Source organism: Hydrogenophaga sp. (assembly GCF_026125825.1).
In the GTDB taxonomy this organism is placed as follows: Bacteria; Pseudomonadota; Gammaproteobacteria; order Burkholderiales; family Burkholderiaceae_C; genus Hydrogenophaga.
The window spans coordinates 1-22,890 of record NZ_JAHCKK010000058.1; the positions used below are offsets into that span (position 1 = coordinate 1).

27 protein-coding genes are annotated in these 22,890 nt (G+C 68.3%); 16 read left to right on the top strand and 11 right to left on the bottom strand.

What is annotated here, in order from left to right; translation table 11 throughout:
* Positions 1–1,083, bottom strand: a 1,083-nt coding sequence (gene mutL, locus KIT86_RS17105) for a DNA mismatch repair endonuclease MutL (protein ID WP_297400528.1), incomplete at its 3' end; no start/stop codon positions are given.
* 36 nt (positions 1,084–1,119) lie between these two features.
* On the opposite strand from mutL, the gene KIT86_RS17110 reads away from it, so the two are divergent.
* Positions 1,120–1,773, top strand: coding sequence for a DedA family protein (locus tag KIT86_RS17110; RefSeq protein ID WP_297400530.1), 654 nt, complete (start codon positions 1,120–1,122; stop codon positions 1,771–1,773).
* Between the two features lie 7 nt (positions 1,774–1,780).
* Here the strand turns inward: KIT86_RS17110 and KIT86_RS17115 are convergent, their stop codons facing one another.
* Entirely contained in the window at positions 1,781–2,701 is a 921-nt protein-coding gene (locus KIT86_RS17115) for a LysR family transcriptional regulator (protein ID WP_297400532.1), read from the bottom strand.
* Between the two features lie 127 nt (positions 2,702–2,828).
* On the opposite strand from KIT86_RS17115, the gene KIT86_RS17120 reads away from it, so the two are divergent.
* From KIT86_RS17120 to KIT86_RS17145, 6 genes are read left to right on the top strand one after another with little or no spacing between them, the layout of a single operon-like run.
* Positions 2,829–3,815 (top strand): 2Fe-2S iron-sulfur cluster-binding protein, encoded by a 987-nt coding sequence (locus KIT86_RS17120; RefSeq protein ID WP_297400534.1) that lies wholly within the window; start codon positions 2,829–2,831, stop codon positions 3,813–3,815.
* Positions 3,816–3,831: 16 nt separating this feature from the next.
* Positions 3,832–5,100, top strand: a complete 1,269-nt coding sequence (locus tag KIT86_RS17125; RefSeq protein WP_297400535.1) for an aromatic ring-hydroxylating dioxygenase subunit alpha — start codon at positions 3,832–3,834, stop codon at positions 5,098–5,100.
* Positions 5,101–5,102: 2 nt separating this feature from the next.
* Positions 5,103–5,600 (top strand): aromatic-ring-hydroxylating dioxygenase subunit beta, encoded by a 498-nt coding sequence (locus tag KIT86_RS17130; RefSeq protein WP_297400538.1) that lies wholly within the window; start codon positions 5,103–5,105, stop codon positions 5,598–5,600.
* Positions 5,601–5,609: 9 nt separating this feature from the next.
* Positions 5,610–5,987, top strand: coding sequence for a chorismate mutase (locus tag KIT86_RS17135; protein ID WP_297400541.1), 378 nt, complete (start codon positions 5,610–5,612; stop codon positions 5,985–5,987).
* Positions 5,984–6,952, top strand: coding sequence for a tripartite tricarboxylate transporter substrate binding protein (locus KIT86_RS17140; RefSeq protein ID WP_297400543.1), 969 nt, complete (start codon positions 5,984–5,986; stop codon positions 6,950–6,952). Before KIT86_RS17135 ends, KIT86_RS17140 begins: the two co-directional genes overlap by 4 nt.
* 14 nt (positions 6,953–6,966) lie before the next feature.
* A complete protein-coding gene (locus KIT86_RS17145; RefSeq protein WP_297400545.1) occupies positions 6,967–7,296 on the top strand; it encodes a non-heme iron oxygenase ferredoxin subunit in 330 nt (109 codons plus the stop codon).
* 15 nt (positions 7,297–7,311) lie between these two features.
* Here KIT86_RS17145 and KIT86_RS17150 read toward each other — a convergent pair whose 3' ends face one another.
* Together KIT86_RS17150 and tsaE are read right to left on the bottom strand one after the other, a co-directional pair.
* Positions 7,312–8,760: an N-acetylmuramoyl-L-alanine amidase gene (locus tag KIT86_RS17150; protein WP_297400547.1), complete on the bottom strand. Its 1,449-nt coding sequence runs from the start codon at positions 8,758–8,760 to the stop codon at positions 7,312–7,314.
* Positions 8,757–9,293 (bottom strand): tRNA (adenosine(37)-N6)-threonylcarbamoyltransferase complex ATPase subunit type 1 TsaE, encoded by a 537-nt coding sequence (tsaE, locus tag KIT86_RS17155; RefSeq protein WP_297400549.1) that lies wholly within the window; start codon positions 9,291–9,293, stop codon positions 8,757–8,759. Before tsaE ends, KIT86_RS17150 begins: the two co-directional genes overlap by 4 nt.
* Before the next feature lie 42 nt (positions 9,294–9,335).
* On the opposite strand from tsaE, the gene queG reads away from it, so the two are divergent.
* Positions 9,336–10,427 (top strand): tRNA epoxyqueuosine(34) reductase QueG, encoded by a 1,092-nt coding sequence (gene queG, locus KIT86_RS17160; RefSeq protein WP_297400551.1) that lies wholly within the window; start codon positions 9,336–9,338, stop codon positions 10,425–10,427.
* 9 nt (positions 10,428–10,436) lie between these two features.
* On the opposite strand, the gene KIT86_RS17165 is transcribed toward queG, so the two are convergent.
* Positions 10,437–10,874 carry a MarR family transcriptional regulator gene (locus KIT86_RS17165; protein WP_297400554.1) on the bottom strand — a complete coding sequence of 146 codons (438 nt, stop codon included), beginning with the start codon at positions 10,872–10,874 and terminating at the stop codon, positions 10,437–10,439.
* Between the two features lie 74 nt (positions 10,875–10,948).
* Here KIT86_RS17165 and KIT86_RS17170 point away from each other — a divergent pair, with 74 nt between their 5' ends.
* Positions 10,949–11,758, top strand: a complete 810-nt coding sequence (locus KIT86_RS17170; protein WP_297400556.1) for a siderophore-interacting protein — start codon at positions 10,949–10,951, stop codon at positions 11,756–11,758.
* A 6-nt stretch (positions 11,759–11,764) separates the two neighbouring features.
* Here the strand turns inward: KIT86_RS17170 and KIT86_RS17175 are convergent, their stop codons facing one another.
* Positions 11,765–13,327 carry an acyl-CoA synthetase gene (locus tag KIT86_RS17175; RefSeq protein WP_297400559.1) on the bottom strand — a complete coding sequence of 521 codons (1,563 nt, stop codon included), beginning with the start codon at positions 13,325–13,327 and terminating at the stop codon, positions 11,765–11,767.
* A gap of 121 nt (positions 13,328–13,448) precedes the next feature.
* Between KIT86_RS17175 and KIT86_RS17180 the strand changes: the two genes are divergently transcribed.
* The 4 genes from KIT86_RS17180 to KIT86_RS17195 all read left to right on the top strand — a co-directional run bounded on the left by KIT86_RS17180 (position 13,449) and on the right by KIT86_RS17195 (position 16,245).
* Positions 13,449–14,255, top strand: a complete 807-nt coding sequence (locus tag KIT86_RS17180) for an ABC transporter permease (protein ID WP_297400561.1) — start codon at positions 13,449–13,451, stop codon at positions 14,253–14,255.
* A gap of 4 nt (positions 14,256–14,259) precedes the next feature.
* Entirely contained in the window at positions 14,260–15,270 is a 1,011-nt protein-coding gene (locus KIT86_RS17185) for a mammalian cell entry protein (protein ID WP_297400563.1), read from the top strand.
* Positions 15,267–16,016 (top strand): hypothetical protein, encoded by a 750-nt coding sequence (locus KIT86_RS17190; protein ID WP_367185448.1) that lies wholly within the window; start codon positions 15,267–15,269, stop codon positions 16,014–16,016. Before KIT86_RS17185 ends, KIT86_RS17190 begins: the two co-directional genes overlap by 4 nt.
* Before the next feature lie 103 nt (positions 16,017–16,119).
* Positions 16,120–16,245: a hypothetical protein gene (locus KIT86_RS17195; RefSeq protein ID WP_297400565.1), complete on the top strand. Its 126-nt coding sequence runs from the start codon at positions 16,120–16,122 to the stop codon at positions 16,243–16,245.
* Here the strand turns inward: KIT86_RS17195 and KIT86_RS17200 are convergent.
* Positions 16,242–17,219 (bottom strand): tripartite tricarboxylate transporter substrate binding protein, encoded by a 978-nt coding sequence (locus tag KIT86_RS17200; RefSeq protein WP_297400567.1) that lies wholly within the window; start codon positions 17,217–17,219, stop codon positions 16,242–16,244. The genes KIT86_RS17195 and KIT86_RS17200 overlap by 4 nt on opposite strands.
* 41 nt (positions 17,220–17,260) lie before the next feature.
* Positions 17,261–18,133 carry a fumarylacetoacetate hydrolase family protein gene (locus KIT86_RS17205; protein WP_297400568.1) on the bottom strand — a complete coding sequence of 291 codons (873 nt, stop codon included), beginning with the start codon at positions 18,131–18,133 and terminating at the stop codon, positions 17,261–17,263.
* A 155-nt stretch (positions 18,134–18,288) separates the two neighbouring features.
* On the opposite strand from KIT86_RS17205, the gene KIT86_RS17210 reads away from it, so the two are divergent.
* On the top strand, positions 18,289–18,960 hold the full coding sequence (locus KIT86_RS17210; protein WP_297400570.1) for a FadR/GntR family transcriptional regulator: 672 nt from the start codon (positions 18,289–18,291) through the stop codon (positions 18,958–18,960).
* Positions 18,961–19,011: 51 nt separating this feature from the next.
* Here KIT86_RS17210 and KIT86_RS17215 read toward each other — a convergent pair whose 3' ends face one another.
* Positions 19,012–19,926, bottom strand: a complete 915-nt coding sequence (locus KIT86_RS17215; protein WP_297400572.1) for an AEC family transporter — start codon at positions 19,924–19,926, stop codon at positions 19,012–19,014.
* A 175-nt stretch (positions 19,927–20,101) separates the two neighbouring features.
* Here KIT86_RS17215 and KIT86_RS17220 point away from each other — a divergent pair, with 175 nt between their 5' ends.
* Together KIT86_RS17220 and xerD are read left to right on the top strand one after the other, a co-directional pair.
* Positions 20,102–21,079: a tripartite tricarboxylate transporter substrate binding protein BugE gene (locus KIT86_RS17220; RefSeq protein WP_297400574.1), complete on the top strand. Its 978-nt coding sequence runs from the start codon at positions 20,102–20,104 to the stop codon at positions 21,077–21,079.
* Complete coding sequence (xerD, locus tag KIT86_RS17225) at positions 21,079–21,996, top strand: site-specific tyrosine recombinase XerD (RefSeq protein ID WP_297400575.1); 918 nt, start codon at positions 21,079–21,081, stop codon at positions 21,994–21,996. Before KIT86_RS17220 ends, xerD begins: the two co-directional genes overlap by 1 nt.
* A 3-nt stretch (positions 21,997–21,999) precedes the next feature.
* Here xerD and KIT86_RS17230 read toward each other — a convergent pair whose 3' ends face one another.
* Together KIT86_RS17230 and KIT86_RS17235 are read right to left on the bottom strand one after the other, a co-directional pair.
* Positions 22,000–22,575, bottom strand: a complete 576-nt coding sequence (locus KIT86_RS17230) for a DUF1439 domain-containing protein (RefSeq protein WP_297400577.1) — start codon at positions 22,573–22,575, stop codon at positions 22,000–22,002.
* A gap of 50 nt (positions 22,576–22,625) precedes the next feature.
* Positions 22,626–22,886 carry a DUF3297 family protein gene (locus tag KIT86_RS17235; protein ID WP_291113155.1) on the bottom strand — a complete coding sequence of 87 codons (261 nt, stop codon included), beginning with the start codon at positions 22,884–22,886 and terminating at the stop codon, positions 22,626–22,628.
* Positions 22,887–22,890 lie beyond the last annotated feature (4 nt).

Below are 22,890 nucleotides of genomic sequence, written 5' to 3' on the forward strand. Positions count from 1 at the left end.
GGCCCCGGCGTGGCCCGAGCGCGGCACCGCGAGCGCGGCTTCCACGGCGTGGCGCACGCCCTGGTGCACCTCGCGGCTGTCGCGGAACCGCACCTCGATCTTGGTGGGGTGCACGTTCACGTCCACGCGCGTCGGGTCGAGCGAGACGAAGAGCGCGTACACCGGCTGGCGATGGCCGTGCAGCACGTCTTCGTAGGCGCTGCGCGCGGCATGGGTGATGACCTTGTCGCGCACATAGCGGCCGTTCACGTAGGCGAACTGCCAGTCGGCGCGCGAACGCGCGGCATCGGGCACACCGGCGAAGCCCCACACGCGCAGGCGCTGCGGGCCGTCGGCCGCTTCGGGGCCGTTCACCGGCCAGTCCACCGCCACGGCCTGTCCCACGAAGTCCTCGCCCAGCACGTCGGCCAGGCGCTGTCGCAGCGCGTCGATGCCGCCATCGCCGGCCACCGCCCGCCACTGCGCCACCAGCTTGCCCTCGTGCCAGATGGCAAAGCCCACGTCGGGCCGGGCCAGCGCATGGCGGCGCACGGCTTCGATGCAGTGGGCGAGTTCGGTCGCGTCGGCCTTGAGGAACTTGCGCCGCGCTGGCGTGGCAAAGAACAGCTCGCGCACTTCCACCGTGGTGCCGGGCGCGCGCGCCGTGGGCTGCAGCTCGCCACTGCGGCCATCGAGCAGCCAGCCGTGGGGCTCGTCGGACGTGTCCACGCGCGTGAGCAGGGACACCTCGGCGATCGAGCAGATGGCCGCCAGCGCCTCGCCGCGAAAGCCCATGGTGCCGACGGACTCCAGATCCGAGAGGCTGGCGATCTTGCTGGTGGCGTGGCGCTTGAGTGCGTGGGGCAGCTCGCTGCGCAGGATGCCGCAGCCGTTGTCTTCCACGCTGATGAGCCGCACGCCGCCGGCCAGGAGGCGCAGCGTGATCTGCGTCGCGCCCGCGTCCAGGGCGTTGTCCACCAGCTCGCGCACCACCGAGGCGGGCCGCTCGACCACTTCGCCCGCGGCGATCTGGCTGATCAGCTCATCGGGCAGTTCGCGGATGGGGCGGCGGGGTGGGGGGGGAAAGCTGGGAAGACGGGTCACCGGCAAATTGTAGGCCGCAGGGATAATGCCCCCACCATGGAAATCGTCACCTTCCTCCTCGACTTCATCCTGAACGTGGACCAGCACCTTCAGGCCTTCGTCCAGAACTACGGCGCCTGGGTCTATGCCCTGCTGTTTCTGATCATCTTCACCGAGACCGGCGTGGTGGTCATGCCCTTCCTGCCCGGGGACTCGCTGCTGTTCGTGGTGGGCGCGCTGTGCGGCGTGGGCCTGATGAGCCTGCCGCTGGCCATGGTGCTGCTGGTCATCGCCGCGGTGCTGGGCGACCAGACCAACTACACCATCGGCCGCTACTTCGGCCCCAAGGTGTTCCAGTGGGAGAACTCGCGCCTGTTCAACCGCAACGCCTTCAATCAGGCGCACGCCTTCTACGAGCGGTACGGCGGCATCACCATCATCCTGGCTCGCTTCATGCCTTTCATCCGCACCTTCGCGCCCTTCGTGGCCGGTGTGGCCGAGATGACGCGCGTCAAGTTCACCGCCTACAACGTGATCGGCGCGCTGATCTGGGTGGTGGGCCTGACCACGGCGGGTTACCTGTTCGGCAACCTGCCCTGGGTGCAGGAGAACCTGAGTCTGATCATCTGGGCGCTGATCATCGTGCCCGGCCTGATCGCGCTCTTCGGCGCCTGGAAGGCCAGCCGCGAGGCCAAGCGCAACCCGGCCTGAGCCAAAGTCAAGAGCCCGCGCCGCCACCGTCGGCGTGCAGATCGAAGACCAGGTCGCGCAGCCACCGGTTGGCCGGGTCCTTGTGGTACTTGGCGTGCCAGAACAGGTTGATGGCGATCTTCGGCAGGTCCACCGGGTGTGGCAGCTGCCTCAGGCCAAACGGCTGCACCATGCGCTCGGCCAGGCGCTCGGGCACGGTGGCGATCAGGTCGGTCGACTGCAGGATGTGGCCGATGGCCACGAAGTGAGGCACCTGGAGCGTCACCCGCCGCCGCGGTGAATGGTTGTCGAGGATTTCGTCGACCTGGCCGTGGCCGGTGCCCGCAGACACCACGGCCACGTGCTCGGCCGCAAAAAAATCGCCCGCCTTCATGCGCTTGAGGTCCAGGCGGTGGCCCTGGCGAAACAGGCAGACATAGCGCTGCTCGAACAGGCGGCGCTGGAAGAACCCGGCCTTGAGTTGCGGCAGCAGACCGATGGCCAGGTCGATCTGGCCCGCCTCCATGGCATCGCGCAAATGCAGGGCGTTGTTGCGCACGGTGCTGATGGTCACCCCGGGCGCCAGCTGCTGGATGCGCTGCATCAATTGGGGCAGGAAGTAGATCTCGCCGATGTCGGTCATGCCGATGGAGAAGCCGCGCTGGCTCGTGGCCGGGTCGAAGGTGCTGCGCGCGTTCACCGCGCTGTGGATCATCCCCAGGGCGTAGCCGATGGACTCGGCCAGCTGCTCGGCGTAGGGCGTGGGTTGCATGCCCTGGGCGGTGCGCAGGAACAGCTCGTCGTCGAACAGCTTGCGCAGCCGGGCCAGTGCGTTGCTGACCGCGGGCTGCCCCAGGCCGAGGTTTTCGGCCACCTTGGACACCTTGCGCTCGGTGAGCAACTGGTTGAACACCACCAGCAGGTTCAGGTCGATGTCCTCAAGTCTCATGGCGCGTCTCCGGTGGGCCCTGCAATATTGATTTGAGTGATATTTTGCATTGACGCCATTGCATTGACTGATTTTCTATCGGCCTTGATCATCCCCACGAGACACGACAACGAAGAGACAAGGCCCGATGGACATTCATGTACGCCCGCTGCAGCGCACGCTGAGCGTCGAGCCCGGGGTGAACCTGCTGGACGCGCTGCGGGCCCACGACATCCCGGTGTCGTACAGCTGCATGGCCGGCCGTTGCGGCACCTGCCGCTGCAAGGTGGTCTCGGGCCAGGTGCTGGAGTCGGGCCGCGGGCAGCGGCCGCCCCAGGCGAACGAGGACGCCGGCGGCGTGCTGGCCTGCCAGACCTTTGTCACCGAGTCCTGCACCATCGAAATCCCCGAGCCCGACGAGGTGGTGGTTCACACCGCGCGCATCGTCAAGGCCACGGTGGTGGCGATCGATGCGCCCACGCACGACATCCAGCGCCTGCGCCTCAAGCCCGCCAAGCCGATCGAGTTCTCGCCCGGGCAGTACGCGCAACTGCAGTTCACGCCCGACCACATCCGCCCGTATTCCATGGCCGGGCTGTGCACCGACGGCGAACTGGAGTTCCACGTGCGCTGCGTGCCGGACGGCCGCGTGACCGGCTACATCCGGCAGCAGCTGAAGGTGGGCGACGCGGTGCGCGTGAGCGGCCCGCTGGGGGCGGCCTACCTGCGCCGCAAGCACACCGGCCCCATGCTGTGCGTGGCCGGGGGCACCGGGCTGGCGCCCATCCTGTCCATCGTGCGGGGGGTGGTCGCCGCCGGCATGCACAACCCGATCCACCTGTACTTCGGCGTGCGCTCCGCGCGCGATCTCTATGGGCTGGAGTGGCTGGACGAGCTGCGCCAGCGGTACCCGAAACTGCACGTGCACACCGTGCTGGCGTCGGGGGCGGTGCCCGGTTGCCGCACGGGCCTGGTCACCGACGCCATCCAGCAGGACTGGCGGGACCTCGCTGGCTTTCGCGCCTACCTCTGCGGTGCGCCGCCCATGGTGGAAGCCGCCTCCATGCTGATCCGGCAGATGGGCGTGCTGCCCGAGCAAATTTACGCCGACGCGTTTTACGCCAGCGGCAGCTGAAAAAGAAGGAGACCCCATGAACACCGAGACCGCCTCCGAAGGCACTTTCCCCGAGCAGATGCGCTGGGAATCCGACGGCACCAGCCGCATTCCCTTCATGGCCTACACCGACGCCGGGTTGCACAAGAAGGAGCTCGAGCGCTTCTTCTACACCCGGCACTGGAACTACGTGGGCCTGGAGGCCGAGGTGCCCAACGCGGGCGACTACAAGCGCACGGTGGTGGGCGAGCGATCGGTGATCATGGTGCGCGACGCCGACGGCGGCATTAGCGTGGTGGAGAACGTCTGCGCGCACCGCGGCATGCAGTTCTGCCGCGAGCGCCACGGCAACAAGAAAGAGTTCGTCTGCCCCTACCACCAGTGGAGCTACACCCTCAAGGGCGATCTGCAGGGCGTGCCTTTCCGGCGCGGTGTGAAGCAGGACGGCAAGGTCAACGGCGGCATGCCGGCGGACTTCAAGACCGCCGACCACGGACTGAACAAGCTCAAGGTGGCCACGCGCGGTGGCGTCGTCTTCGCCAGCTTCGACCATGGCGTCGAGTCGCTGGAGGACTTCATGGGCCCGACCATCCTGGGTTACTTCGACCGCCTCTTCAATGGCCGCAAGCTCACCATCCTCGGCTACAACCGCCAGCGCATTCCGGGCAACTGGAAGCTGATGCAGGAGAACATCAAGGACCCGTACCACCCCGGCCTGCTGCACACCTGGTTCGTCACCTTCGGCCTCTGGCGCGCCGACAACAAGAGCGAGTTGAAGATGGATGCGCGCCACCGCCACGCGGCGATGATCTCCACGCGCGGCCAGTCGGGCAAGGCCGAGCAGGTCACGCAGGTCTCCAGTTTCAAGGAAAGCATGCAGCTGCACGACCCGCGCTTCCTGGACATCGTGCCCGAGCCCTGGTGGGAGGGGCCGACGGCGGTCATGATGACGCTCTTTCCCAGCGTCATCCTGCAGCAGCAGGTCAACAGCGTCTCGACCCGGCACATCCAGCCCGACGGCCACGGCGCCTTCGACTTCGTGTGGACCCACTTCGGCTTCGAGGACGACAGCGAGGAGATGACCCAGCGCCGCCTGCGCCAGGCCAATCTGTTCGGCCCGGCGGGCTTCGTCTCGGCGGACGACGGCGAGGTGATCGAGTTCTCGCAGCAGGGCTTCGAGCAAAAGCCCTACCACCGCACGCTGGCCGAGCTGGGCGGGCGCGAGGTCGGCGACACCGACCACATGGTCACCGAAACCCTGATCCGCGGCATGTACGCCTACTGGCGCGAAGTGATGGAGGCCTGAGCATGAGCAACCACACCGCTTCCACCGCGCTGCGCTTCGAAGACCACATGGCCATCTCGCGGCTCTATGCCGACTACGCCCAGGCCGTCGATTCCGGCGACTGGGACCTCTGGCCCGAGTTCTTCATCGACGACTGTGTCTACAAGTTGATTCCGCGTGAGAACCACGAGCGCGGCTTTCCACTGGCCACGCTGTCCTTCGAGAGCAAAGGCATGCTCAAGGACCGCGCCTACGGCATCCAGGAGACGCTGTTCCACGACCCGTACTACCAGCGCCACGTGGTGGGTGCGCCGCTGGTGCACAAAGCCGAAGCCGACCGGTTCGAGGTCGAGGCCAACTACGCCGTCTTTCGCACCAAGCTCTCGCGCGAATCGACGGTGTTCAACGTCGGCCGCTACATCGACGTGATCGTGCGCACCCCTGAAGGGCTCAAGTTCGCCTCTCGCCTGTGTGTGTACGACAGTGAAATGATCCCCAACTCCATCATCTACCCGATCTGACCCCAGCCCATGTCCACCGCACCCCAGACCGAGCCCGACACCCACGCCCCGCCGCTGCGCCGCTTCATCGACCCGGCCTATGTGCCCCTGTGCGAGAACCTGGCGCAGGTGCGCGAGCGCATCGACGCGCTTGACGCGCAGATCGTGGCCCTGCTGGCCGAGCGCGGCCGCTATGTGAAAGACGCGGCGCGCTTCAAGCGCGATGCCTTCCAGGTGTCGGCACCACAACGCCAGCAGCAAGTCTTCGACAAGGTTCGGCGCCTGGCCGAACAGACCGGCGCCTACCCCGAAGTGGTGGATGCCTGCTACCGCGCAATGGTCGCGGGCTTCATCGCGCGCGAACAGCGTGACCATCTTGAAATGACCCCTATCGAGGAGACCCCATGACCCGCTTCCGCCTGATGGCCTGTGCACTGATCGCACTGTCCAGCGCCGCCGCCAGCGCACAAGACTGGCCCGCGCGCACCGTGCGCATCGTCGTGCCCTTTGGCGCCGGCTCGTCGCCCGACATCCTGGCCCGCGTCATCAACGACAAGCTCGCTGCGCGCCTGGGCCAGCCGGTGATCGTGGAGAACAAACCCGGTGCCGGCGGCAACAGCGGGACCGACCTGGTGGCCAAGGCCGCGCCGGACGGCTACACCTTCCTGCTCTCGGTCAACGCGCCCCTGGTCTACAACACCGTGCTCTACAAGCGCCTGCCGTACGACCCCTTCCGCGACCTCGCGCCGGTGACGCTGGCCGCCACCACGCCCAACGTCTGCGCCGTCTCCAACGGCATGGGCGTGGACTCCGTGAAGGGCTGGCTGGAGGCGCTCAAGCGCAACCCGGGCCAGTACAACTTTGCCTCCACCGGCAGCGGTTCGATCGCGCACCTGGGTGTGGAGCTGATCAAGGCCCGCACCAAGTCGTTCGCGGTGCACATTCCCTACGCCTCCTCGGGCCAGGCGGTCACGGCGATCATCGCCGGCGACGTGCATTTCGCCTGCCTGCCGCCGGTGGCGATCATGCCCCAGGCCAAGGCCGGTCGCCTCAAGGCGCTGGCCGTCACCTCGGCCGAGCGCTTCGATCTGCTGCCCGAGCTGCCGACCCTGCGCGAGTCGGGCATCGCCGACATCCAGGCCGAGCCGTGGTTCGCCTACATGGCGCCGCAGGGCACGCCGCCGGAGGTGGTCCAGCGCATGAGCCGCGAGATCTCCGCCGTGCTCAAGGACCCGGAAACGCGCCAGCGCCTGCAAGGCGCGTACTTCAATCCCGTGGGCGGCACGCCGCAGGAGCTGGCGAAGTTCATGAAAGAGGAGCTCGCCCGCTGGAAGCCGGTGATCGAACGCGCCGGCCTCAAGCCCGAAAACTGAAACGGAGCACCGCCATGACCACCGACAACGCCTTGCCCTGGACCGATGCCACAGCGCTCGACGAAGTGCCCGACGACGACGTGACCAGCGTGCAGCTCGACGGGCGCGACATCGCGCTCTACAAGGTGGAGGGCACGGTGTTCGCCACCGACAACACCTGCACCCACGGTCACGCGCGCCTGTGCGATGGCTTCCTGGAGGGGCATGAAATCGAATGCCCGCTACACCAGGGCAAGTTCGACGTGCGCGACGGCACCCCGACCTGCGCCCCGGTCACCGAGGCCTTGCGCTGCTACCCGGTGCGCATCGAGGGCGGGCGGGTCTTCCTGCAGCTGCCCGGCTGAGCCCGTGGCAGCGCCTCAGATCTGGCGGTTGCGCGCCAGCGGCGGGTTTTTCGAGAAGTAGGCGACGATGCCGCGCACCAGGGCGTCGGCGAGGTCGTCCTGGTACTTCGGATCGTTCAGGCGCTTCTCTTCATCGGGGTTGCTGATGAAGGCCGTCTCAACCAGCACGCTGGGGATGTCGGGCGCGCGCAGCACGGCGAAGTTGGCCTGCTCCACCTGGGGCTTGTGCAGCTTGCCCACGCGCTTGACATGGCCCAGCATGGCGGAGCCGAGTTTGAGGCTGTCGTTGATCTGGGCGGTGGTGCTCATGTCGAACAAGGCGCGGCGCACGTGGGCGTCGGCCGCCTTGACGTTGAGGCCACCCACCAGGTCGGCGGCGTTCTCCTTGTCGGCCATCCACTTTGCGGCGGTGCTGGTGGCGCCGCGCGTGCTCAGCGCGTAGACGCTCGCGCCTTGCGGGCGGGGCGTGAGGAAAGCGTCGGCGTGGATGCTGATGAACAGGTCGGCCTGCACGCGCTGCGCCTTCTGCACGCGCACCTGCAGTGGCACGAAGAAGTCCTTGTCGCGCGTCATGTAGGCGCGCATGGGGTTGCCGTTGACGCGGGTCTCGTTGATGCGCTCGCGCAGCTTGTGCGCGATCTGCAGCACCACGCGCTTTTCCTGCGTGCCGTTGGGGCCGATCGCGCCAGGGTCTTCACCGCCGTGGCCGGGGTCCAGCGCGATGATGATGAGCCGCTCCGTCTTGCCCTTGCCGCCCGGTGCCTGCTTGGCGGGGCTGCCTTTGGTGGTGCCGTCGGCCACGGCAGTGTCGTCGGCGCCCGCCGGTGGCTTGGCCGCCGGCAGCGGCGGGCCCTGATCGGGGTTGGTCGGGGCCTTCGGCCGCTCGCGGCCGGCGATCAGCTCCCCGAGCGGGTCGTCCGCCGGGGTGGCCGGCTTGGTGACCTTGTCGGCCTCCAGGCCCAGCAGGCGCGCTGCGCGCTCGCTGGCCGCGTCCATGTCCTTCATGCGCTGCGCAATCAGCTGCTCCAGCGGGTCGGGCGGGTTGAGGGGGAAGAGGTCGAACACCAGCCGGTGCTGGTAGGCGGCCACCGGCTCCAGGTTGAAGACCTGCGGCTTGATCGGTTTCTTGAGGTCGATCACCAGCCGCACCACGTTGGCCGCGTTCTGCGCGGCGCGGATGCCGGCGATGTTGGGGTCGTCCGACTTGAGCTTGCCCACCAGCTCGCGCAGGCCCGGCAACAGGTCGATGCCCTCGATGTCCACCGCGAGGCGGGGTGGGTCGGTCACGAAGAACTGTCTGGCCTGCAGCGCGCCGTCGGACTCGATCGTCACGCGCGTGTAGTCTTCTGCCGGCCAGATGCGCACGGCCACCACACTCGCGCCGCGCGCGATCTGCTGCGCGCCCAGCAGCAGCACCAGCGAGCCCGTGCGCAGCAGGGCGCGGCGACTGAGCGCGCCGCTCATTCGAGCACCTCCAGCAGACGGCGGCCGGTGGCGGTGAGCGCCGTGACCTGCACGCTGCGCTGGGTATCCTGGTCCGGGTCGATAGGGGCTTGGGGTGTCGTCATGTCGTCGGGTTGGATATCGATCTGGAGATCGACCACCGGCAGAAACTCGCCGGCGCGCTCGGGCCACTCCACCAGCTTGAGGCCCGGGCTGGCGAAAAGTTCGCGAAAGCCCGCGTCTTCCCACTCGCGCGGGTCGTTGAAGCGGTAGAAGTCGAAGTGCCAGACCAGCAGCGGCTCGCCCTCAGGCATCACCGCGCAGTCGATCGCGCTGTGCGGTTCGACCACCGCATAGGTGGGGCTCTTGATGCGACCGCGCACGCCCAGGGCGCGCAGCAGGTGGCGCACCAGCGTGGTCTTGCCCGCGCCCAGATCCCCCTTCAAGGTCAGCGTGGCGTGGGCGATGGCCGGGGAGGTGGCGAGTCGGCGCGCGAAGGCCTGGGTGTCTTCCTCGGAGGCCCACCGCCCCTGCCAGCGTTCGACAGGGGGCACAGTGCCCGCAGGAACCGGCGCGGTTCCTACAATCGGCTTTCCATGAAGTTCGCTTTTGATGCCGCTCAACTCGTCTCGCAGATACAGGCCTGGGGCCAGGAGCTCGCATTTTCCCAAATTGGCGTGGCCGGTGTGGATTTGTCGGCTGCAGAAGCGGGTTTGAAGGCCTGGTTGTCGGCTGGATGGCACGGTGACATGGCCTACATGGCCGCGCACGGCATGAAACGGGCCCGCCCGGCCGAGCTGGTGCCGGGCACGCTGAGCGTGATCACCGCGCGCATGGATTACCTGCCGCGCGACACGCCCGAGGATTGGCAGGCCCGGGAGCTGCAGCGCCTGCAAAGGCCGGGCGAGGCCATCGTGTCGGTCTATGCCCGGGGGCGGGACTACCACAAGGTCCTGCGCAACCGGTTGCAAACCCTGGCCGAGCGCATCCAGGCCGCGGCCGGGCCGCTGGGCCACCGCGTGTTCACCGACTCGGCGCCGGTGCTCGAAGCCGAGCTCGCGCAGCGCAGCGGCCAGGGCTGGCGCGGCAAGCACACGCTGCTGCTGAACCGCGAGGCCGGCTCCATGTTCTTCCTGGGCGAGATCTACACCGATCTGCCCTTGCCGCCCACCGAGCCGATCAGCGCACACTGCGGTGCCTGCAGCGCCTGCATCGACATCTGCCCCACGCAGGCCATCACGGCCCCCCACCGGCTCGACGCCCGCCGTTGCATCAGTTACCTCACCATCGAACATGCCGGCCCGATCCCCGAGACCCTGCGCCCCTTGATGGGCAACCGCATCTACGGTTGCGACGACTGTCAGCTGATCTGCCCCTGGAACAAGTTCGCCCGGCGCAGTCCATTGCCCGACTTCGACGCGCGCGGGGGCCTCAGCGGCGCCACGCTGGTGCAGCTTTTCGCCTGGAGCGAGGCCGAATTCCTGCAGCGCACCGAGGGCAACCCGATCCGGCGCATCGGACACGAGCGCTGGCTGCGCAACATCGCGGTCTCGCTGGGCAATGCGCTGCGCGCCGGGCCCGACGACGGCGTGCGGCGCGCGCTGCAGGCCCGGGCCGACCACCCCAGCGGACTGGTGCGCGAGCACGTGGCCTGGGCGATGGCGCAGGGCCGCAGCGCCCCCCACTGAGCCACCGGCTCAGGCCTGGCCCACGTTGTCCTGCAGCCGCTGGAGCAGGGCGAGCAAAGCGGCGCGCTCCTTCTCGTCCAGCCCGGCCACCATGGCCTTCTCGAAGCGTGCCCGGTGCTGCTGCATCTTGCGCTGCAGCGCCTGCCCCTCGGCCGTCACGCCGATGCGCTGGCTGCGGCCGTCGTCCGGGTCGGGGCGGCTGTGCAGCAGGCCGCGCTCGTGCAAGGCCTTCACGATGCGCGCGATCTGCGCCTTGTCGCGGCCCGAATGCTGCACCAGGTCGCTCTGCGTGGCGCCATCGTGGCGCATGAAATAGGCCAGGCAGCGTGCCTCCATCGGCCCGAGTCCCTCGCCGTCCTGGCGCATGGCCTCCTGCAGGTGGCGCCGCAGGCCGTGCATGAGGCTGTGCAGGCGGTCGAGCACCTCGGTGTTCGCGTTTCTTGTCATCGTGGGTTGTCCATGTTGTTGACAGTGTCATCCAATCAAGGCATGATGGTTGTCATTATCAACCAATAGAAACCATGAACACAAGCATTCCGAACGCCCTGGCCGTGGAGCGCGTGCGCCACGAGATCAAGGTGCGCCGCCTGGCCGTGCAGCGCATCGACGCGGTCAGCCCGCACTTCCTTCGCATCCGTTTCGCTGGCGAGGCCTTGCGCGATTTCGTCACCGCCTCGTTCGACGACCACGCCAAGCTCATGCTGCCGGCGCGGCCCGGCCTGCCGCTGGTGCTGCCGCAGCCCGGTCCCGATGGCCTGGCCTTGCCCCCCGGCGCCGAGAAACCGGTGATGCGCGACTACACCCCGCGCCAGTTCGACCGCGCCGCCGGCACGCTGGACATCGAGTTCGTGCTGCATGGCGACGGCGTGGCCTCGCGCTGGGCCGAGGCAGCCCGGCCCGGCGACGAGGTCGGACTGGGCGGCCCCCGGGGGTCGTTTGTGGTGCCCACCGGCTTCGACTGGCACCTGCTGGTGGGCGATGAGTCCGCCGTGCCGGCGATCGCGCGGCGGCTGGAAGAACTGCCCGAGGCGGCCCAGGTCATCACCGTCATCGAGACGGGCGACGCGGCCGACCGCCGCACCTTGCGCACCCGCGCGAGCCTGCAGGCGCACTGGATCGAAACCGGTGCCACCGACGCGCTCGCAAAGGCCGTGGCCGCTTTGAAGCTGCCGGGCGGCGAAGGTTTCGCCTGGGCCGGTGGCGAGGCCGCCAGCATCGCCGCCGTGCGCCAGGCCCTGGTGGATGGCCATGGCCTGGACAAAGGCCGCGTGCGCGCCTCCGCCTACTGGAAACGCGGCAGCGTGGGGCACCACGAAACACTGGGCGGCTGAGGCCCTTCAGCCCGTGTAGAGCTGGCGCAGTTCGCGCTTGAGCAGCTTGCCGCTGGGGTTCTTGGGCAGGCTGTCGCAGAACACCACGCGCTTCGGCGCCTTGAAGGCCGCCATGTGCTGGTTGCAGTGCGCGATCACCTCGGCCTCGGTGAGCGTTTCTCCGGCCTTGACCACGATCACCGCCGTCACCGCCTCCACCCATTTCGGGTCGGGCAGGCCGATCACCGCCACTTCGCTCACGGCCGGCAGGCGATAGACCATTTCCTCCACCTCGCGGCTGGCCACGTTTTCGCCACCGGTCTTGATCATGTCCTTCTTGCGGTCCACCACGGTGATGTAGCCCTCGGCGTCGATCACCGCGAGGTCGCCGCTGTGGAACCAGTCGCCCTCGAACGCCGCCCGCGTGCGATCGGGGTCGTTGAAGTAGCCCAGCATGAGGTGGGGCGAGCGGTGCACGATCTCGCCCACTTCGCCCATGGCCACGTCGCGCATGTCGTCGGTGACCACGCGCGTTTCCACGTTGATCACCGCCTTGCCGCAGGAGCCGGGCTTGCGCAGCTGGTCGTCGGGCCCGAGCATGGTCGCCAGCGGCGCGATCTCCGTCTGGCCGTAGAGGTTCCACAGGCGCACCGAAGGCAGGCGCGAAGCCAGTTCCTTGAGCACCTCCACCGGCATGATGGAGGCGCCGTAGTACCCCTTGGACAGGCTGCGCAGTCGGGCCGCGTCGAACCGCGGCGAGCGCAGCAGCGCGATCCACACCGTGGGTGGGGCGAAGAAGCTGGTGATGCGGTACTTCTCGATCAGCGCGATCAGGTTGTCGGGCACCGGCTTGGCGGTGATCACGTTGCTGCTGCCGATGTAGACCGCCGGGCCAAAGAACACGTCGAGCTGGGCGCAGTGGTAGAGCGGCAGCGCGTGCAGGGCGTGGTCGTGCTCGGCGATCTCGGCGTTGATCACGCAGCTCACGTACTGCCACAGCACCGCGTCGTGCGTGAGCATGGCGCCCTTGGGCGTCGATTCGGTGCCGCTGGTGTACACGATCTGCGCGAGATCGAAGCTGCCCAGCGCGACCTCGGGCAGCTGGTCGGTGCAGGCCGCCAGCTCGTCGAAGCGGTGCATGCCGGGCACCGGTTCGCTGGGGTCTTCGGATGGCAGCCAGAGGTACTGCTGGACCTGGGTGTCCAGCGCCGCCGCCGCGCGCGCCAGCTCGGCCAGCCCGCTGTCGGTGGCCAGGGTGCGCGCGCCCGCGTGGCGCAGGATGTAGGCCACTTCGTCGGCCTTGAGCATGAAGTTGATCGGCACCATCACCGCACCCCGGCGGGCCAGCGCGAAGCGCAGGGCGGCAAAGCCGTGCGAGTTGCGCGCCAGCACCGCCACCTTGTCGCCCTGGGCCACGCCGATGCGTGCCAGACCGGCGGCCAGGCGGCTGACCAGCGCGTCGAACTCGGCGTAGGTCCAGTGCGTGTCGCCGCAGATCACGGCGGATTTGGCGGGCAGGCGCTGCGCGGTGCGGCGCAGGGCATCGGCGATGGTCTGGCGGCGGACCACGGGGTGCACGGAAGCGGTCATGGTTGTCTCCTCTTGGCGGCAAGGGCGCTGGCGGATTCTGAGCGTTGCAGCGGCTGCATGCTGTCACATTTGCCGCCGCCAGGCGCCTGTGGCGGCGAATGCCCACGGCTATCATGGCCCCATGAATCCCGTGAACGCCGCACACGAGACCCTGGGCCGCTGGGGCCGGGGCCTGCGCGCGAGCTGGAATGCCTGGTGGAACGCCCTCTTCGTGGGCGCTCAGATCCTGGTGCTGGCGCTGTCGCCAGCCAGCTACCGCGCCCCCACGCACCGCCAGGCGGTGCTCGGCAGCCTGTACCGGGCCACGGCGCCCTTGCTCACCTGGTTCCTCGTCCTCTCGGCGCTGGTGAGCCTGGTGCTGATCCGCATCGTGGTGGCCACGGCCTACAGCTACGGCCTGTCGCAGTACGCGCTGGAGGTGCTGGTGCGCACACTGGTGCTCGAACTCATCCCGCTGTACGTGGCCATGTTCGTGGCGGTGCGCTACGCCATGCCCGGCGCGCAGGAGGTGCGCAAGCAACTGGCGCTGCAGCAGCGCGAGGGCAGCCTGCCCGAGCGGCAGTCGCTCCTGGCCAACCAGTTGCTGCCCCGTGCGCTGGGCAGCATGTTCTCGGTGATGCTGCTCGCGGGCCTGAGCTCCGTGGTGGCGCTGGTGCTGACCTACCTCACCGTCTATGGCTTCTCCCCGTGGGGGCTGCCGGGCTACACGCGCGCCGTCGGCGGCGTGTTCTCGCCGGCGGTCACCCTGATCTTTGGTCTCAAGACCGTGTTCTTCAGCCTCGCGGTGGCCGTGGTCCCCCTGGCTGGGGCGGCGCAGGCCGACTTCGACGGCCGCTACAGCCGGCGCAGCGACATGAGCGAATTCGCCCGCCTGTTCTCGGTCGTGCTGCTGATCGAGGTGGTGTCGCTGGTCGGCAACTACTATTGACCCCATGAATCCCACGCCCCCGCCACCACCGCCACCCGAAGCCCCGCCGGTGAAGAACCTGGAGTTCAAGGCCGGGCTGCTGCTGATGCTCATGGCCGTGCTGCTGGTGGGCTCGGCGGCCTACATCCTGTTCGCGCGCGGCGTGCTCGAACCCACGCAGCGCCTGGTGCTGATCTCCGACGACTCCGAGGGTGTGGTCGTGGGCATGGACATGACCTTCGCCGGCTTCGCCATCGGGCGCGTGGCGCGCATCGAGCTGGGCGACGACGGCAACGCGCGCATCCTCGTCGACGTGCCGCGCAAGGACGCGAAATGGCTGCGCACCTCCAGCATCTTCACCATGGAGCGCGGCCTGGTGGGCGGCACCCGCATCCGCGCCTACAGCGGCGTGCTCGAAGACCCACCCCTGCCGGACGGCGCCGAGCGCACCGTGCTGCGCGGCGACACTGCCGCCGAGATCCCCAAGCTGGCCGCCAGTGCCCGCGAAGTGCTCGACAACCTGGCCGCGCTCACCGCCAGCGACGGTGCGGTGGCCGGCACCCTGGGTGGCGTGAAGGTGGCCACCGAGCGCCTCAAGGGCCCGCACGGTGGCCTGGGCGTGCTCATGGGCAACGACGAGGACGCGAAGAAGCTCGTTGTCACCATCGACCGCACCAACGCCTTGCTGCTGCGCGCCGACGCGCTGGCCCGGCGCCTGGACAGCCTGGCGGCCAACGCCGACCGCCAGGTGTTCGGGCAGGGCGGCGCGCCCGGCGAGGCCGGCCTGGTGGGCGACGCGCGCGCGACGGTGCAACAGCTCAACGGCCTGCTGGCCGAGACGCGCACCAGCCTGAAGAAAGTGGATGCCGTGCTGGTGGAAGTGCAGGGCATTGCCGGCAACACGCGCGCGGCCACCAGCGACCTGGGCTACCTGCGCGGCGAGGTCGAGGCCAGCCTGCGCAAGGTCGACGCCATGATCAACGACATCAACCGCAAGTGGCCCTTTGCCAGGGACACGGAAATCAAACTGCCATGAAGAGGCTTCCCCCCACGCCGGTCCCCTCGGTCCCGTCACGCCCCCATGGGAGCGATGCCTGCGGCCTGGCCAAGCCGGTTGCGCGGCATCTCTGGATGGGTTTCACCTCGTTCCTTGCCGGCCTGGCGCTGGTGGCCTGTTCCAGCAAGCCGCCCACGCCCGAATGGCAGCTCAACGCCAAGGACGGCACCGAGCGCGCCGCCGAGGCCTGGCTGCGCGGCGACTCGGCCATCGAGTCGGCGGAGTACGCGCGCGTGCGCCGGGAACTCACCAGCACCGGCCGGCCCGACTTGCTTGCGCGTGCCGAGCTGCTGCGCTGTGCCACGCGGGTGGCTGCGCTCGTGTTCGAGCCCTGCACCGGTTTCGAGGCGCTCGCGCAGGACGCCGCGCCGGCCGAGCAGGCCTATGCGCGCTACCTCGCAGGCGCCGCACAGCCTGCCGACGGCGCCCTGCTGCCCGAGGCGCAGCGCGCGCTCCTGAGCGCGGGCTCACCCGACGCCGCCCTGGCCGCAGTGAAAGATCCGTTGTCGCGGCTGGTGGCCGCTGGCGTGCTGCTGCGCAGCGGCCGCGCCACGCCGGCCGTGCTCGCGCAGGCGGTGGACACCGCCTCGGCGCAGGGCTGGCGCCGGCCCCTGGGGGCCTGGCTGGGCCTGCAGCTGCAGCGCGCCCAGGCCGCGGGCGCGTCCGAGGAGGCGGCGCGCCTGCAGCGGCGCATCGACCTCGTGTTGGGGCCCGCCGCGCGTTGACGTGTGCTTGCGCGGGCCCGCTCTCCCCGGAGAGGAACCACCCCATGCAGCAGATGACTTCACCGCCCACATCGAGCGCCAGGACGGCACCACGAGCGCGGCCATGAGCTCATGGGCCCCGGCCCACGAGAACGACCGCTTCGAAGCCGTGGGCGGCGGCACGCAGCTCACCAGCACACAGGACATGCAGGAGGCCCTGCGCGCCTTGTGCGAGGCCCCGGCGGCTTAATCGACCTTGCCGATCTTTTGCACCACGGCCGCCATGGCTTTGGCGTCGCTCTGCACGAACTTGTCGAAGTCCGCCGCGTCCTGAAACTGGAACGAGGTGCCGGCGGTGGTCATCACCTGAACCGTCTTCGGGTCCTGCGAGGCCATGCGGGCGGCCTCGCGCAGCTTGTTCACCACCGCTGGCGGCGTGCCCACCGGCACGAAGATGCCCGCCCATTGGGAGTAGTTGATGGGCACGCCCAGCTCGCGGAAGCTGGGCACATCGGGCAGCAATGCCAGGCGGCCTTCGCCCCAGTGCGCGAGCGCGCGAAGCTTGCCGGCCTTGATCTGGCCCACCGCGCTGGCCGGGCCGGTGGCCACCGCATCGACCTGCCCACTGAGCATGCCCAGGATCGCCGGGCCGGCGCCGGTGTAGGGCACGTGCAGCATGTAGCTGCCGGTGGCGGCCTTGAGCTGCTCCATGGGCACGTGCATCGTGCCGTAGTTGCCAGAGGACCCGAAAGTGACCCGGCCGGGGTTGGCCTTGGCATGCGCGATGAACTCGGCATACGTCTTCCAGGGGCTGTCAGCGCGCACCACCAGCACCGTGGGGTCGGCCGTCATGCGGGCGATGGGCAGCAACTGCGACAGCTCGAACATCGGTGCGCGGCCGAGGATCTTGTCCGCCTCAGGCAGCACCACGATGGAGGACAGCGCCATCAGCAGGTTGTAGCCATCGGGCGCGGCCTTGGCCACCTGCGCCATGCCGATGCCGCCGCCCGCGCCGGCGCGGTTGACCACCACCACCGGCTGGTTGAGGTGGCGCGCCATGGCCTCCGCCACCGGGCGGCCCACCACGTCGGCCACGCCGCCGGGTGGAAAGGGCACGACCATGGTCACGGGCTTGCTGGGGTAGGCATCCTGCGCCTGGGCCAGGCCCAGGGTGGCGGCCAGCCCCAGCGCGAGGCCGCACAGCTTGAGTGTGGTTCGGATCATCCTTGTCTCCTGTCGTTGTGGTGGGGGGAGCGCGCCATCGCTCAGACGAAGCGGTTTTGCAGCGTGCCGATGCCGTCGATCTCGATGCGAACCACGTCGCCGCTTTTCAGGAAGGTGGGCGGCGTCATGCCCAGGCCCACGCCCGCTGGCGTGCCGGTGGCGATCACGTCGCCGGGGTAGAGCGTGATGCCGCGCGAGATGGTCTCGATCAGCGTGGGGATGTCGAAGATCAGGTCTTCGGTGCGGCCGTCCTGGCGCGGCTCGCCGTTGACCCAGCAGCGCACGCGCGTGTGCTGGCCGTCGAGCTCATCGGCCGTGACGATCCAGGGGCCCATCGGGCAGAAGGTGTCGAAACTCTTGCCCATGTCCCATTGCTGGTGGCGCATCTGCACGTCGCGAGCGGTCACGTCATTGACGATGGTGTAGCCGTAGATGTGCTTCATCGCGTCGGCCTTGGCAATGTTCTTGCCGCCGATGCCGATGACCACAGCCAGCTCGGCTTCATAGTCGATCTGTGGCGAGATCTCATCGCCCGGCAGCCGCACGTCGGCGCCATCGGCGATCACGCATTCGGGCACCTTGGTGAACACGATGGGCCAGACGGCGGGGTTGGCGTTGTTGTTCTTGAACACCGAGCCTTGCAGCTCCTTGGCGTGCTCGTGGTAGTTGCGGCCCACGCACCACAGGTTGCGCCGGGGCAGGGGCAGGGGGGCATCGAGTTTCACGTCGGCCAGCGGCAGGGCCGCACCGGTGGCCGCAGGCATGGGCTGGCCGGCGGCCGCGGCCTCGATCAGCGGCAGCACGCCGCGCAGGGCATCGGCGCGGGGCAGGTCAAAGGGGGTGACGGTCTGGCCATCGGCCGAGACGAGGCCGACCTGGCGTTGGCCCTGGTGAACGAAAGTGGCGAGGCGCACGCAAACTCCTTGTTGAAAATCCAGACGAAGTACCAAAAAATACCAATTGGTACCAGGCCCATGATGGTAGGCGATGAGAGCCGTTTCAGACCTGGGGAAACCCCCTAATCGGAAAGAGTTTGTCGAATTGGTCTGTTTTGGTACATTCGTCCCCCATGAGCCTGTCAACGCCCCTGCGTGAATCGATCCTGGACCAACTGCGCTCGGGCCACTGGCGTGCTGGCGACCGGCTGCCGACCGAGCGCGAACTCTCGGAGCGTTTTGGCGTGAGCCGCACCACGGTGCGCAAGGCCTTGCTGGACCTCAAGCAGCAGGGCCTGATCGAGCAGACCGTGGGCAGCGGCACCTATGTGGCCGAGCAGGCCGGCGCGCGGCTGGGACAGCGTGCGCAGCGGGACTCATCCCAGTACACGAGCCCGGCCGAGCTGATGGAGGCGCGGTTGGCGATGGAGCCGGCGATCATCGACATGGCGATCCGCAACGCAAACCAGGCGGACCTGCAGCGCATGGAGGCCTGCTGCGTCAACGCGGAAAGTGCCGAGACGCTGGAGGCGTTCGAGCACTGGGACGCGGAGCTGCACCAGGCGATCGCGGACGCCGCGCACAACAGCTTCGTGGCGAATGTGTTCACGCTGATGAAGACGGTGCGGGCTCAGGGCGACTGGGGGCAGCTCAAGAAGAAGAGCGTCACACCTGAACGCCGGCTGGCCTACCAGGCCGAACACCGAGCCATCGTGGAAGCGTTGCAGGATCGCGATGCGACGCGGGCCCGGGAGTTGACCCTGGCTCACCTGCTGCACGTGCGGCAGAACCTGCTGGGGTATTGATCGAGCGCTCAGAAGCCCCAGGGGCAGGAGCAGCGGGCAGAGCAGCCCGAGTTAGGGCACGCCCCCCAGCACGCCCAGGGCAAAAGGAAGGCTCACGATGCCCAGCAGGGTGGACAGCGTGACCAGTCCCGCCACATACGGCCCGTTGTAGCCCATGCGCGCTGCCAGCACATAGCAGCTCGACGCCGTCGGCACCGCAGAGAACATCAGCAGCACGGTGGTCTGCGTCGGGTCCAGCCGGAACAGCTTGGACAGACCGAACGCCAGCAGGGGCATGCCCAGGTGCTTGCAGGCCAGCACCAGACTGCCCAGCAATTTGGCCGAGGCCAGCATGCCGAACTGCATGCCCGCGCCCGCCGCCAGCAGGCCCAGCGCCAGCGAGGCCTGGCCGATGCGGTTGACCGTGGGCTCCAGCCAGAACGGGATCGACAGCCCCAGCAGGTTGGCGATCAGGCCCGAGACGGTGCCGATGATCAGCGGGTTGCGCAACAGCTCGCGCGCGAATGCCTTGTTGGCATGGCGCGCCATGGGCCAGACCGCGCCCACGTTGAACAGCGGCACGCACACGCCGATGAGCACCGCGATCATCAGCAGGCCTTGCGGGCCGGCCAATTTGTCGGCCAGCGCCAGCGCGATGAAGGAGTTGAAACGAAAGCCCACCTGGGCGCTGGCGGCGTGCAGGCGCACGTCCAGCCGCGGGCCCAGCCAGGGCCAGTGGGGCAATGAATAGCTCAGCGCGATGCCCAGCAGGCCCAGCGAGACGCCCGCGCCCATCAGGCTGGAGGCCGCGCCCAGGTCCAGCGGGCTTTTCACGATCGAGTGGAACAGCAGGACCGGGAACAGGAAGTAGTACACCAGGCTTTCCACCTGCTCCCACACTTTGCGGTTGAGCGCGGTGAAGCGGCAGACGAGGTATCCGCAGAGGATCAGCGAGAAATCGGGGAAGAGAAGCTGGGCGAAATTCACCGCCAGAGCATAGCCGCAGGCCGCTGCCGTTTCCGGGTTAATACGTATGTAGTCTCCCCATGTTCACTTCGGGCCACCCCGTCTAAAGTGCGGGGCTGGTCAGGGTGGACCGGGCGGTTAGCATGGCTGCCACCCTGAGAATTTTCCGATGTTTCAACGTCAAGGAGTACACGTCATGGTTTCTCGTCGTCAGATGGTTGCGATCGGTCTGGCCACCGCCTCGGTGGCAGTGGCAGGCAGCGCCTGGGCACAGGCCTACCCCAACAAGATCATCAAGCTGCAGGTGCCTTTCGCACCCGGCGGGACCACCGACATCATCGCGCGCGTCATGTCCGACTCGCTGGGCAAGGCCCTGGGCCAGAGCATGGTGGTGGAGAACAAGGCCGGTGGCGGCGGCGTGGTCGGCGCCACCGAGCTGGCACGCACGCCCGCCGATGGCTATGTGCTGGGCATGGCCACGGTGTCGACCACGGCCGCCAACCCGGCGATCAACGACAAGATCCCCTACAACACGCTCACGGACTTCACGCCGATCGTGAACATCGCCGCCACGCCCAACGTGATCGCGGTGCATCCCAGCTTCCCGGCCAAGGACTACAAGTCCTTTGTCGCCGAGCTCAAGAAGAACCCCGGCAAGTACAGCTACTCCAGCTCGGGCACCGGCGGCATTGGCCACTTGCAGACCGAGCTGTTCAAGAGCCTGACCAACACCTTCATCACCCACATCCCGTACCGTGGCGCGGGCCCGGCGCTCAACGACACCGTGGGCGGCACCGTGCCCATCATCTTCGACAACTTGCCTTCGGCGCTGCCCTTCATCAAGTCGGGCCGACTGGTGGCCATCGTGGTGGCCGCGCCGCAGCGCCTGGCTGTGCTGCCGGACGTGCCCACCTTCAAGGAAGTGGGCCTGGAGCCGGTGAACCGCATGGCCTATTACGGCTTGATCGGGCCGAAGGGGCTGCCGCAGGAGGTGGTGGACAAGGTCTACAACGCGACCAAGCAGGCCTTGAGCGACCCGGCCGTGAAGAAGCGCATCGAGGACACCGGCTCGCTCGTCGTGGGCAACACGCCGGCCGAGTTCACCGCGCAGATCAAGGCCGAGTACGAGGTCTACAAGGAAGTGGTCGCCAAGCAGAAGCTCAAGCTGGAGTGATGGACCAGGCCCTGGCATCGGCCAGCGAAGGCATCGCCGGGGCCTTCATCGACAGTCTCTGGCTGGAGGAAGGCCTCTCGCGCAACACGCTCGACGCCTACCGTCGCGATCTCGTGCTGCTCGGCCAGTGGCTGGCCGGGCGCGGCAAGACCCTGCCCGAGACCAGCGAAGCCGACCTGAACCAGTATTTCAGCGACCGCCACGCCCAAACCCGCGCCACGACCGCCAACCGGCGGCTCACGGTGTTCAAGCGCTACTTCCGCTGGGCGCTGCGCGAGCGGGTCATCCAGATCGATCCCACGCTGCGCCTGGCGCCCGCGCGCCAGCCGCTGCGCGTGCCCAAGACCTTGTCAGAGGCCCAGGTGGAGGCGCTGCTGAATGCGCCCGACGTGGGCACGCCGCTGGGCCTGCGAGACCGCTGCATGCTCGAACTCATCTACGCCAGCGGGTTGCGGGTGAGCGAGCTGGTCACGCTCAAGACCTGGCACGTGGGCATGAACGAGCACGTGCTGCGCATCACCGGCAAGGGCAACAAGGAACGCCTGGTGCCTTTCGGCCAACTGGCCGGCCAGTGGCTGCAGCGCTACCTGGGCCAGGCGCGCGGCGAGATCCTCAACGGCCAGCAGAGCGAAGACCTGTTCGTCACCTCGCGCGGTTCGCGCGCAGGCGAGGCCATGACGCGCGCCATGTTCTGGCACCTGGTGAAGAAGTACGCGCTGCAGGCGGGCATCACCTCGCCCCTGTCGCCGCACACCTTGCGCCACGCCTTCGCCACGCATTTGCTCAACCACGGCGCCGATCTGCGCGCGGTGCAGATGTTGCTCGGCCACGCGGACATCTCCACCACCACCATCTACACCCATGTCGCGCGCGAGCGGCTCAAGAGCATCGTGGCGCAGCACCACCCGCGCGCCTGAGGCTCAAAGCGGCTTGAGCACCAGGCCGATCACCAGCCCGCTGCGGGTGACGGTGATGGGACCGGGCTGCATGCCCATGGCGTCCACGGGCGCCAGGTCCTTGGCCGTGAGTTCGTGCAGCACCACTTCGCGCAGCGACTGGTCTGCGAGCACGGGGGCGTAGGTGTTGAGCATCTCCACCACCTTGGGCTGAAGGGTGGGGAAATCGAGCCGGGCCAGCCGCAGCTGGTGGGCGCGCAGGGTGCGGTCGCTGGCCTCGTAGCGCAGGCCGAACTCCACGTCGAAACGGCCCTGGTGCGCCCGGTTGAGCGCCGGGCCCGCAGCCTCCACGGCCATGTCGGCGCGCAGGCGGTTCTGCTCGGGCAGCAGCCGCAGGCGCGGGGTCTGCAGGTCCAGGTTGAGCAGGCCTTGCACGGGGTAGCGGCGGGGGAAGCGCTGCGCCACCGCCTGCTGCATCTGCTCGAGCGAGACGGGGTAGCCCGCAGGCGCGTCGGGCCGGTCTTCGGTGTCGGCCGCCAGGCCCAGGGCCGGCCCGCCGAGCGCCAGCGGGAAGGAGAGAAGAAGGGTTCTGCGTCGCATGGGTATCGGTTCGAGTCCGAAGCGCGCCGCAGGTTCAGGGCAAGTCGTCTCTATTTGTAGAACGCTTCCACCGTGCCCTTGAGCTGGATCAGCAGCGGGTTGCCCTTGCGGTCCAGGGTCTTGCCCGAAGGCACTTTCACCCAGCCGGCGCTGATGCAGTATTCGGTCACGTCGAAACGTTCCTTTCCGTTGAAGCGGATGCCGATGTCGTGCTCGAACACCGCGGCCACGTGGTGAGGGCTGCGCGGGTCGATGGAGAGGTGATCGGGCAGGGGGGGGCGGTTGGGGGTGGATGCGGTTGCGTCGTTCATGGCT

Excerpts from the sequence above, each read along its gene's own strand:
- KIT86_RS17115 (WP_297400532.1), bottom strand. The coding sequence starts at position 2,701 with ATGAGACTTGAGGACATCGACCTGAACCTGCTGGTGGTGTTCAACCAG.
- KIT86_RS17140 (WP_297400543.1), top strand. The coding sequence starts at position 5,984 with ATGACCCGCTTCCGCCTGATGGCCTGTGCACTGATCGCACTGTCCAGC.
- KIT86_RS17210 (WP_297400570.1), top strand. The coding sequence starts at position 18,289 with ATGAGCCTGTCAACGCCCCTGCGTGAATCGATCCTGGACCAACTGCGC.
- KIT86_RS17235 (WP_291113155.1), bottom strand. The coding sequence starts at position 22,886 with ATGAACGACGCAACCGCATCCACCCCCAACCGCCCCCCCCTGCCCGAT.
- KIT86_RS17145 (WP_297400545.1), top strand. The coding sequence starts at position 6,967 with ATGACCACCGACAACGCCTTGCCCTGGACCGATGCCACAGCGCTCGAC.
- KIT86_RS17165 (WP_297400554.1), bottom strand. The coding sequence starts at position 10,874 with ATGACAAGAAACGCGAACACCGAGGTGCTCGACCGCCTGCACAGCCTC.
- KIT86_RS17190 (WP_367185448.1), top strand. The coding sequence starts at position 15,267 with ATGAAGAGGCTTCCCCCCACGCCGGTCCCCTCGGTCCCGTCACGCCCC.
- KIT86_RS17125 (WP_297400535.1), top strand. The coding sequence starts at position 3,832 with ATGAACACCGAGACCGCCTCCGAAGGCACTTTCCCCGAGCAGATGCGC.
- queG (WP_297400551.1), top strand. The coding sequence starts at position 9,336 with ATGAAGTTCGCTTTTGATGCCGCTCAACTCGTCTCGCAGATACAGGCC.
- KIT86_RS17180 (WP_297400561.1), top strand. The coding sequence starts at position 13,449 with ATGAATCCCGTGAACGCCGCACACGAGACCCTGGGCCGCTGGGGCCGG.
- KIT86_RS17110 (WP_297400530.1), top strand. The coding sequence starts at position 1,120 with ATGGAAATCGTCACCTTCCTCCTCGACTTCATCCTGAACGTGGACCAG.
- KIT86_RS17185 (WP_297400563.1), top strand. The coding sequence starts at position 14,260 with ATGAATCCCACGCCCCCGCCACCACCGCCACCCGAAGCCCCGCCGGTG.
- KIT86_RS17130 (WP_297400538.1), top strand. The coding sequence starts at position 5,103 with ATGAGCAACCACACCGCTTCCACCGCGCTGCGCTTCGAAGACCACATG.
- KIT86_RS17175 (WP_297400559.1), bottom strand. The coding sequence starts at position 13,327 with ATGACCGCTTCCGTGCACCCCGTGGTCCGCCGCCAGACCATCGCCGAT.
- KIT86_RS17200 (WP_297400567.1), bottom strand. The coding sequence starts at position 17,219 with ATGATCCGAACCACACTCAAGCTGTGCGGCCTCGCGCTGGGGCTGGCC.
- xerD (WP_297400575.1), top strand. The coding sequence starts at position 21,079 with ATGGACCAGGCCCTGGCATCGGCCAGCGAAGGCATCGCCGGGGCCTTC.
- KIT86_RS17230 (WP_297400577.1), bottom strand. The coding sequence starts at position 22,575 with ATGCGACGCAGAACCCTTCTTCTCTCCTTCCCGCTGGCGCTCGGCGGG.
- KIT86_RS17120 (WP_297400534.1), top strand. The coding sequence starts at position 2,829 with ATGGACATTCATGTACGCCCGCTGCAGCGCACGCTGAGCGTCGAGCCC.
- KIT86_RS17150 (WP_297400547.1), bottom strand. The coding sequence starts at position 8,760 with ATGAGCGGCGCGCTCAGTCGCCGCGCCCTGCTGCGCACGGGCTCGCTG.
- KIT86_RS17195 (WP_297400565.1), top strand. The coding sequence starts at position 16,120 with ATGAGCTCATGGGCCCCGGCCCACGAGAACGACCGCTTCGAAGCCGTG.
- KIT86_RS17220 (WP_297400574.1), top strand. The coding sequence starts at position 20,102 with ATGGTTTCTCGTCGTCAGATGGTTGCGATCGGTCTGGCCACCGCCTCG.
- KIT86_RS17170 (WP_297400556.1), top strand. The coding sequence starts at position 10,949 with ATGAACACAAGCATTCCGAACGCCCTGGCCGTGGAGCGCGTGCGCCAC.
- KIT86_RS17135 (WP_297400541.1), top strand. The coding sequence starts at position 5,610 with ATGTCCACCGCACCCCAGACCGAGCCCGACACCCACGCCCCGCCGCTG.